Here is an 8,285-nt window from a genome sequence, read left to right as displayed (position 1 = left end):
ATGGCCCACCACCCCCGTCGTCGGCAGTGCCGGCGATAGCGGTGCGGGGTGCTGCTGGTTCGATCTGCTCCTGTTCCGCAGGAGCGGCGACGACTTCGGGATCGTCTCGGTCGGCGTCAATCTTCGCCGAAAACTCAAGCTGGAACGCACCTGCAGCAATCTTGAGCAGCGTCTCCCCGCTCCGTCGCAACAGTCCCCTCACCGTGTAGAGACCGAGCGTAAGAGCCAAGACGAAGACCAAGACGAAGAACACCGCAGCGAGCGCCACGGAGTCCTCCACTGGGAGCGGCCCTAAGTGGTGTGGAAGTGCATGTGCACCCCTCGTTGGTTGTAGGAAGCGGGAACCGATGGAACGCTAAGAACAATGAAGGCGATGGATTAGGCCGGCGATCATTCGCGACGGACGTGGCTGTGTGTTGCAACACGCGGCCACATTTGGTGCTTGGTGCTTGCTAGTGCGTCCTTCCTGCATGTTGTAGGGGATGGCCTAACCGGAGACCTCGATCGACAGGCAGCGCGGTTGAGGCAGGGCGCGGTGAGCCACGCTGCCCCTTCGTTGCTACCGCCAACCAAGGGGAGGGAGTCCGCGGGCGTAGCACCCAGTGGACCCTCTCCGAAGTCGGCGAGACACGGCGCCGTGAGCGTCACGTCTCTGATGTGAATTGTCCATGACGAAGTCAAGAAGGGGAAGAAGTCACTCGTCGGTGTTCGATGCTGGACGACAGGTACAGCCAGATCCTTGATCGTTATTGAATGCCGCTCGGTGATCGATTGATTCGCATGGCCATGACGCTTGCCGTGCTCGTGCTGGCCACGATGTCGTTCGTGGTCTCGTACCGGCACGCTTACGCCCTGGCGCTCAGCCTCGGCGAGGATCGGACGACGGCCCGCATGATCCCGTTGACGGTCGACTTGATGTTGCTCGCCTCTGCGCTTTCCGGACTCTTCTGTTTGCGATACGGACTGCCGCAACCGCGGCTTGCCCGCCTCGCTCTCCTGCTCGGCATCGGCGCCACGATCGCCGTGAACGTCGCGCACGGGCTTGAGCACGGGATCCGGGCGGCTCTTTTCGGCGGCTGGCCGGCGATCGCCCTCGTGATCTCGTTCGAGCTCATGCTGTGGGTCGTTGCCGCATCACGATCTCTCGACCGGCGCACGATCGTCACGGTGGAAGCCCCCGCCGGTGAAGAGCAGGATCCGCACCTGCTGGCGGCCGTCGAGATCCTTGCGCGCGATGCCACCACCACGGCAAAGGCCATTGGTCGCGAGCTTGATCTGCCCTACGAGAAGGCACGGCTGCTCACGAAAGAGGCTCGTGCGCTGATCGCAAGTGCGTGACGAGGGACCGGAGTTACCGTCGAGGCGTGGCGGACGATGATTTCGAACGCGCGGTTGCTGGCCGGAAGGGCTGGCACCTGACGCGACGTGTCGCCACCTTCGACCCCGGCAGCGGGTGGACCGGCCGGGTGACGGAAGTAATGTCGCCGGCCAAGTGGTCCGAGCGCTTCCACGCCGCGGTTGTAAGTCCAACCGGCGTCGCTCGCCACACGATGAACTCGGCGCTCGCCGATCAAGCGGTGACTTGGGTCGAACGAGTAACCAAACCATGCCAAGGCAGCGCTTTGACCCATATCCTCGAACCTGTGTTCGAACAAGAAGGCCTGCGCTTGGTCGCCGCCTTGCGGGAGAAGGTGGGTCCGGCGCCGGACTGGACCGTGCGGGAGACGAGGCACGGCCTGGCGTTGCTCTACCGGCGAGACCAAGACGTCGATCCCCGCTGGGCGAGATCCGCCAGGTAATCGACGATCTGTTCGACTGGCAGGTCGGGGTGACCATTGGGGTCATGGGCCCGCAGCCCGGTGAGTTGCAAGGCTAAGGGTGCCGGGGCGGAAAGTCGCGGTGCGATTGCTACCGGCACCCCCGGCACGAGGCTGAGCGTACGGCACTGATCGTTGCCGTTCGGTACCCCTACACGCGCCCGGCGGCGCGGCGCGACCCTCGCGTGGTCTTGTTACTTCGACGGACCAGGGAGGGTTCGTGTCGATCAAGAAGCGACCGACGGCAAGTGGAGGGCTCGCATTCGGGGCTCGACGGCAAGGAGCGAGCGAAGCACTTCACGACCAGGGCGGCGGCCATGCGCTGGGAGGCGGATCAGAAGGCAACTGTTGCTCGGGGCACGTGGGTCGATCCCAACTCGAAAGAGACGTTTCTGACGTACTACACGGAGTGGGCGTCTCGCCAGGTGTGGGAATCCAACACGACGGTGAACATGAACTACATCGCTTCCACCGCCACCTTTGCCAAGATCCCCATCGTCAAGATCAAGCGCGCACACGTCGAGAACTGGGTCAAGGCAATGCAGACCAGCGGCCTCGCGGCGTCGACCATCACGGCGCGCATGGGCAACATTCGAACGGTGTTCAGAGCCGCGGTTCGTGATCACGTCATTGCCACCGACCCGGCAGCTGGGGTGATCCTTCCCCGGCTCCGGCGTCGCGACTCCTCGCTGAAGATGCCGGCGGTCGACCAGGTCCGGACGCTTCTCATCAAGTCGGAGAACCGGTTCCGGGCCTTCATCGGCTTGGGCGCCTTCGCTGGACTGCGCTTCGGCGAGATTGCGGCGCTGCGAGTTGAGGACATCGACTTCACGGCCAGCACGATTTGGGTCGAACGGCAGATCCAGCGGGCGCGTGGTGCGGGAGTCGAGATCCGCCAGCCGAAGTACGGCAGCGAACGCACCGTCCATATGGCCGAAGCCCTGGCAGCGATGCTGCGAGTGCACATCGAGCGGTACATGCTCAAGCCGGAAGGGTGGCTGTTTCCTGGCGAGAACAACTTGCCGCTGTGCCACAACTCGTGCCAGTCCTCTGGACGAAGACGTGCCGCCTCGGCGACGTTACCGGGGTGCGGATGCACGACCTGCGCCACTTCTTCACCAGCTCGCTGATCGCCGCCGGGTGTGACATCGTGACCATTCAGCACGCCCTCGGTCACGCCTCCGCGACAACCACGCTCAACACCTACGGGCACCTCATGCCGAGCGCTGAGGATCGGACCCGGCAGGCCGCGCAGACCATGATCATGCGGATCTACGGCGGATGCGGACCAGACGCGGACTTGCCCGCAGCTGCATAGCTGCTGACCAGTGCAAACAAACAATGTTCAGCACTTCACCTGGAACATCACCACCGTCGAGGGCCGCGCCGGCGTCGCGGACCTGCTGACCCACACGCTGGCGGGCACCCGCCCCTCCGGGTTCGCCACCACCGAGGAACCCACCGAGGCGGGCGGCGTGACCGAGGCGTGGTCCGGTTCGAGACCGCGGCCGGCCGCGGCACCGGCCATCTGCGGCTGGCGGAGGAGGGCGCCTGGACGCTGCTCACCACGCTGCGCGAGCTCAAGGGCCACGAGGAGCCGCTGGCCGGGCGGCGTCCGCCGGGTGTCGCGCACACGCTGACCAAGGGTCGTCGCTCGTGGCGCGAGGAGCGGGAGGCCGAGGCGGCGGCGCTGGGCCGGGACCGGCAGCCCTATGTGCTGGTGATCGGCGGCGGGCAGGGCGGCATCTCGCTCGGCGCCCGGCTGCGCCAGCTCGGTGTGCCGTCGCTGGTGGTCGACAGGCACGACCGGCCCGGCGACCAGTGGCGCCGCCGGTACAAGTCGCTCTGCCTGCACGACCCGGTGTGGTACGACCATCTGCCCTACCTGCCGTTCCCGCCGAACTGGCCGGTTTTCGCGCCCAAGGACAAGATCGCGGACTGGCTGGAGATGTACACCCGCGTGATGGAGGTGCCGTACTGGTCGAAGTCGGCGGTGCGCTCGGCGACGTGGAAGGACGGCCACTGGAGCGTGATCGTCGACCGGGACGGCGAGTCGGTCGAGCTGACACCGGCGCAGCTGGTCTTCGCCACCGGCATGTCGGGCAAGCCGAACATCCCGTCCTTCCCGGGCGCCGACAGCTTCCGCGGCGAGCAGCACCACTCGTCGCAGCACCCGGGCCCCGAGGCCTACGAGGGCAAGCGCGTGGTCGTGGTGGGCTCGAACAACTCCGCCTTCGACATCTGCGGCGCGCTGTGGGAGCACGACGCGGACGTGACGATGGTGCAGCGGTCGTCGACGCACATCGTCAAGTCGGCGTCGCTGATGGACATCGGGCTGGGCGATCTCTACTCGGAACGGGCCGTCGCGTCCGGGGTGACCACCGACAAGGCGGACATGATCTTCGCCTCTCTCCCCTACCGGATCATGCACGAGTTCCAGATCCCGCTCTACCAGCAGATGGCCGAGCGGGACGCCGAGTTCTACGCCCGCCTGGAGAAGGCCGGGTTCGAGCACGACTGGGGCGCGGACGGCTCCGGGCTCTTCATGAAGTACCTGCGACGCGGCTCCGGCTACTACATCGACGTGGGCGCCGCCGACCTGGTCGCGGACGGCCGGGTCAAGCTGGCGCACGGGCAGGTCGACCACCTCACCGAGGACTCGGTGGTGCTCGGCGACGGCACCGAGCTGCCCGCGGACCTGGTCGTGTATGCCACCGGGTACGGCTCGATGAACGGCTGGGTGGCCGACATCGTCGACCGGGAGACCGCGGACCGGGTCGGCAAGGTCTGGGGCCTGGGCTCGGACACGCCGAAGGACCCCGGGCCGTGGGAGGGCGAGCAGCGCAACATGTGGAAGCCCACCCGCCAGCAGAACCTGTGGTTCCACGGCGGCAACCTGCACCAGTCGCGGCACTACTCGCTCTATCTCGCCCTGCAGCTCAAGGCGCGTTTCGAGGGACTGGACACCCCCGTTTACCACCTCGCCGAGAGCCATCACACCGCCTGATCCTTCGACGCGTAGAACTCCCGGGCACTGGCCGGGCGCGCGCCGTCGACGTCGGTGAAGCCGTACTCATCGGCCACCTCGGCGACCACGAGCGCCCGGCCGGTCCGCTCGATGACCTGCGGATCGGCCGCCAGCGCGGCCACCGCCCGGCCGATGAACTCGGGCGACTCCGAATTCGACAGATCGAAGAAGTCGCCGGCCCGCAGCACGCCCTCGGTGCGGACCAGGCCGGGGTAGAGCGCCACCGCGGTCACCTCGCGCGGCCGTAGCTGGGCGGCCATCACGGCGGTCATCCGGTCGTCGGCGGCCTTGGCGACGCTGTAGGCGACCTGGTCGTCGCCGGCCGGGTAGGAGCCGGGGAAGAACGAGATCGTGGCGACCAGGCCGCCCCGGCGCAGCAGCGGCACCGCGAGCACGGTGGCCGCGTAGTGGGCGCGCACCCCGGCCCGGAACATGTCGTCCCACACCCGCAGCGGCTGCTCCCAGAACGGGCCCGACATGTCCTGGTAGCGATCCTCGTGATAGGCCGCATAGCCGCCCCACACGTTGTTGACCAGCACGTCGAGGCCGCCGGACCGCTCGCGGACCTGCTCGAACAGCGCGCGGGTCTGCTCGTCGTCGGTGTGGTCGCACACCACCGGCACGCCCCGGCCACCCGACTCGGCACCCGCCGCGTCGACCGCCGCCGCGGTCTGCTCGACCGTGCCGCCGACCGACGGATGCGTCACCGACGTGCCGGTCGAGCGGCCGGTCACGTACACCTCATAGCCCGCCGCGCCCAGCGCGACCGCGACGCCCTTGCCCACACCCCGGCTGGCGCCGGTCACCACCGCTGTCCTCATGCCGCACACCCAACCACCCGGGTACGACAAAGGGGCCGGGCGCGAACGCCCGGCCCTCTCGTGACGAGATGTCTACGAGGTCGGTGTCAGCACCACCTCGTCGGAGCCGCTGCTGCCGTCGGCGTCCGTGTACTCGGCCACGAACACCGCGCTCAGGCCCGGCAGGCCCTCGTGCCCCTCGGGGACGAACGTGGTGATCGAGCCGCTGCAGCCGGAGGTCTGCGACAGCGGGTGACCGTGCTGGTCGTGGCCCAGGATGTAGTTCACCGTGACGTTCGCGCAGTTGACCGGCTGGTCGTCCACGACGTTCACCTGGAACGTCACGACGTTGCCGAACGCGAACGGCTGGCCGGGGGCCGGCGTCGTCACGAGCTCGACCGTGGGCGCCACCGGGCCGACGTGCAGCAGGAACTCCGCCGAGGCGGACCGGCCGGTCGAGTCGGTGACCTTCAGCGTGGCGCGGTAGTCGCCGTTCTCGGTGTACGTGTACGCCGGGTACTGCCGCCGCGAGTCCACCGTGCCGTCCGCGTCGAAGTCCCACGCGTACCGCAGCGCGTCACCGTCGGGGTCGTAGGTGCCGGCGCTGGAGAAGTTCACGGTGAACGGCGCCGAGCCGACGGTCGGCTCCGCGTTGATCTTCACGATCGGCGTCTTGTTGTTCGGCGCGTAGTCGATCCGGGACAGCTGCGCCTCCGGGTTCTCGGAGAAGAAGCCGTCGCCGTACTCAAGGACGTAGAGCGCGCCGTCCGGGCCGAACTCCATGTCCATCGGGTTGTCGAAGATGATCGACGGCAGCACCGACTCGATGTTGGTGACCTGGTCGTTCGAGTCCAGGGTCAGCGCCTTGACGTAGTCGCGGGTCCACTCGTAGAACAGCGGCTTGCCGTCGAAGTCGGCCGGCCACGCGGTCTGCGAGTCGTTGCGGGCGTCGTACTGGTAGGCCGGTCCGCCCATCGGCCCGATGCCGCCGGTGCCCAGCTGCGGCCACTGCGCGCTGGCGGAGTACGTGTAGATGATCTCCGCCTTCTCCACCGTGGGCAGGAACCGCAGCCCGGTGTTGTTCGGCGAGTCGTTCACCGGCTGAGCGCAGTTGAACGGCTGCCTGGAGGTGTTCGTGGCGAAGTCGAAGTCCACATAGGGCATGGTCGGCGACACGCAGTACGGCCATCCGTAGTTGGCCGGCCGGTCGATGGCCATCCAGCGGCCGTGGCCGGCCGGACCGCGCTGCGGGTTCGGCGTGTTGGCGTCCGGCGAGTAGTCGGCGAGGTAGACCACACCGGTGGTCTCGTCGACGTCGAACCGGAACGGGTTGCGCAGGCCCATCGCGTAGATCTCGGGCTTGGTCTTCGGCGCGCCCGGCTGGAACAGGTTGCCGCGCGGGATGGAGTACGTGCCGTTCGGCTTGACCTTGATCCGCAGCAGCTTGCCCCGCAGGTCGTTGGTGTTCGCCGACGACCGCTGCGCGTCGAACGCCGGGTTGCGGGTCGCCCGCTCGTCGATCGGGGCGAAGCCGCTGGAGGCGAACGGGTTGGTGTCGTCGCCGGTGGACAGGAACAGGTTGCCCTGGCTGTCGAAGTCGATCTTGCCGCCGACGTGGCAGCAGATGCCGCGGTCGGTCGGCACCTGCAGGATCTGCTGCTCGGAGCCCAGATCCAGGGTGTTGCCGCGCAGCTTGAACCGGGACAGCTGCATGTGACCCTTGAACGGCGCGAAGTCGGCCGCCGTGCCGTTCTCCGGCGCGTTGCCCTCGTTCACCGGGGTGTCCGGGTTGTCGGTGGGCGTGTCCAGCACCGGCGAGTAGTAGATGTACACCCAGCGGTTGCCGGCGAAGTCCGGGTCGATCGCGATGCCCTGCACACCCTCCTCGTCGTGCTGGTAGACGGGGATGGTGGCGGCCAGCACGTTGCGGCCGGTGCGCGGCTCGTGGATGCGCACCTCGCCCTTGCGGCTGGTGTGCAGCACCCGCTTGTCCGGCAGCACGGCCAGGGCGATGGGCTCGCCCGGGAAGTCGTTGAGGGTAACCTTCTGGAAGTCGGAGTCCGGCGGCACGGCGGCCTCTGCCGGTGTCGAGATGAAGGCGGTGACCAGCACGGCCGCCGCCGCTGAAGCAAGAAGTCTGCGCATCAGAACCGCAATCCCTTGAGGAATTCATAGCCCACGCGGGCGGTGTCCAAGGCCTGCTCGGGTGTGCGCGGCGGAGTGCCTGCGTCGTCGCGCTCCACGATGTACTCGACCAGCCCGGCCTCGCGCGCGAGCCGGAAGATCCGCTTGAAGTCGATGATCCCGACGCCGGGGTCCTCGAACGGGGCACTGGTGAAGTTGCTCGTGTCCACCTTGAGGTCCTTGACGTGGACCTGCTTGATCCGGCCGCGGTGGCGGTGGATCAGGTCGACCGGGTCGTGCGCGCCGCGCCACGCCCAGTAGAGGTCGACCTCCAGGTGCACCAGCCGCGGATCGGTCTGGCTGGTGAGGATGTCGAAGCCGGTCCGGTCGGTGCCGTCCTGGCGGACGAACTCCAGGTGGTGGTTGTGGTAGCCGAAGCTCAGCCCGGCGCGGCGGGCGAGCTCGCCCGCCTTGTTCAGGTCCGCGGCGAACGCCCGGTAGACGGCCGCGTCGCGG

9 protein-coding genes are annotated in these 8,285 nt (G+C 67.8%); 5 read left to right on the top strand and 4 right to left on the bottom strand.

Features of this window, described 5'->3' with window-relative positions; genetic code table 11:
• On the bottom strand, nucleotides 1–268 hold a 268-nt coding region (locus AB0M20_RS15755), incomplete at its 3' end, for a hypothetical protein (protein WP_364298591.1).
• A 485-nt stretch (nucleotides 269–753) separates the two neighbouring features.
• On the opposite strand from AB0M20_RS15755, the gene AB0M20_RS15750 reads away from it, so the two are divergent.
• The 5 genes from AB0M20_RS15750 to AB0M20_RS15730 all read left to right on the top strand — a co-directional run bounded on the left by AB0M20_RS15750 (nucleotide 754) and on the right by AB0M20_RS15730 (nucleotide 4,824).
• Complete coding sequence (locus AB0M20_RS15750) at nucleotides 754–1,338, top strand: DUF2637 domain-containing protein (protein ID WP_364298589.1); 585 nt, start codon at nucleotides 754–756, stop codon at nucleotides 1,336–1,338.
• Nucleotides 1,339–1,364: 26 nt separating this feature from the next.
• A complete protein-coding gene (locus AB0M20_RS15745; protein WP_364298587.1) occupies nucleotides 1,365–1,799 on the top strand; it encodes a hypothetical protein in 435 nt (144 codons plus the stop codon).
• A gap of 266 nt (nucleotides 1,800–2,065) precedes the next feature.
• A complete protein-coding gene (locus tag AB0M20_RS15740) occupies nucleotides 2,066–2,947 on the top strand; it encodes a tyrosine-type recombinase/integrase (protein ID WP_364298585.1) in 882 nt (293 codons plus the stop codon).
• Entirely contained in the window at nucleotides 2,911–3,135 is a 225-nt protein-coding gene (locus AB0M20_RS15735) for a tyrosine-type recombinase/integrase (protein ID WP_364298583.1), read from the top strand. The genes AB0M20_RS15740 and AB0M20_RS15735 overlap by 37 nt, the downstream gene beginning before the upstream one ends.
• 168 nt (nucleotides 3,136–3,303) lie before the next feature.
• Nucleotides 3,304–4,824, top strand: a complete 1,521-nt coding sequence (locus AB0M20_RS15730; protein ID WP_364298580.1) for an NAD(P)/FAD-dependent oxidoreductase — start codon at nucleotides 3,304–3,306, stop codon at nucleotides 4,822–4,824.
• Here the strand turns inward: AB0M20_RS15730 and AB0M20_RS15725 are convergent.
• The 3 genes from AB0M20_RS15725 to AB0M20_RS15715 form a co-directional block, all read right to left on the bottom strand.
• Nucleotides 4,812–5,666, bottom strand: a complete 855-nt coding sequence (locus AB0M20_RS15725; protein ID WP_364298578.1) for an SDR family NAD(P)-dependent oxidoreductase — start codon at nucleotides 5,664–5,666, stop codon at nucleotides 4,812–4,814. The genes AB0M20_RS15730 and AB0M20_RS15725 overlap by 13 nt on opposite strands.
• Before the next feature lie 72 nt (nucleotides 5,667–5,738).
• Nucleotides 5,739–7,790, bottom strand: coding sequence for a PQQ-dependent sugar dehydrogenase (locus AB0M20_RS15720; RefSeq protein ID WP_364298576.1), 2,052 nt, complete (start codon nucleotides 7,788–7,790; stop codon nucleotides 5,739–5,741).
• On the bottom strand, nucleotides 7,790–8,285 hold a 496-nt coding region (locus tag AB0M20_RS15715), incomplete at its 5' end, for a sugar phosphate isomerase/epimerase (protein ID WP_364298574.1). The genes AB0M20_RS15720 and AB0M20_RS15715, both read right to left, overlap by 1 nt.

Source organism: Actinoplanes sp. NPDC051633, assembly GCF_040681735.1.
Taxonomy (GTDB): domain Bacteria; phylum Actinomycetota; class Actinomycetes; order Mycobacteriales; family Micromonosporaceae; genus Actinoplanes.
Note: the sequence above shows the minus strand (reverse complement) of the source record. Positions and strands in the feature narration are given on the sequence as shown.

Coding starts and splice junctions, on each gene's coding strand:
- AB0M20_RS15750 (WP_364298589.1), top strand. CDS start 754: ATGCCGCTCGGTGATCGATTGATTCGCATGGCCATGACGCTTGCCGTG.
- AB0M20_RS15735 (WP_364298583.1), top strand. CDS start 2,911: ATGCACGACCTGCGCCACTTCTTCACCAGCTCGCTGATCGCCGCCGGG.
- AB0M20_RS15725 (WP_364298578.1), bottom strand. CDS start 5,666: ATGAGGACAGCGGTGGTGACCGGCGCCAGCCGGGGTGTGGGCAAGGGC.
- AB0M20_RS15720 (WP_364298576.1), bottom strand. CDS start 7,790: ATGCGCAGACTTCTTGCTTCAGCGGCGGCGGCCGTGCTGGTCACCGCC.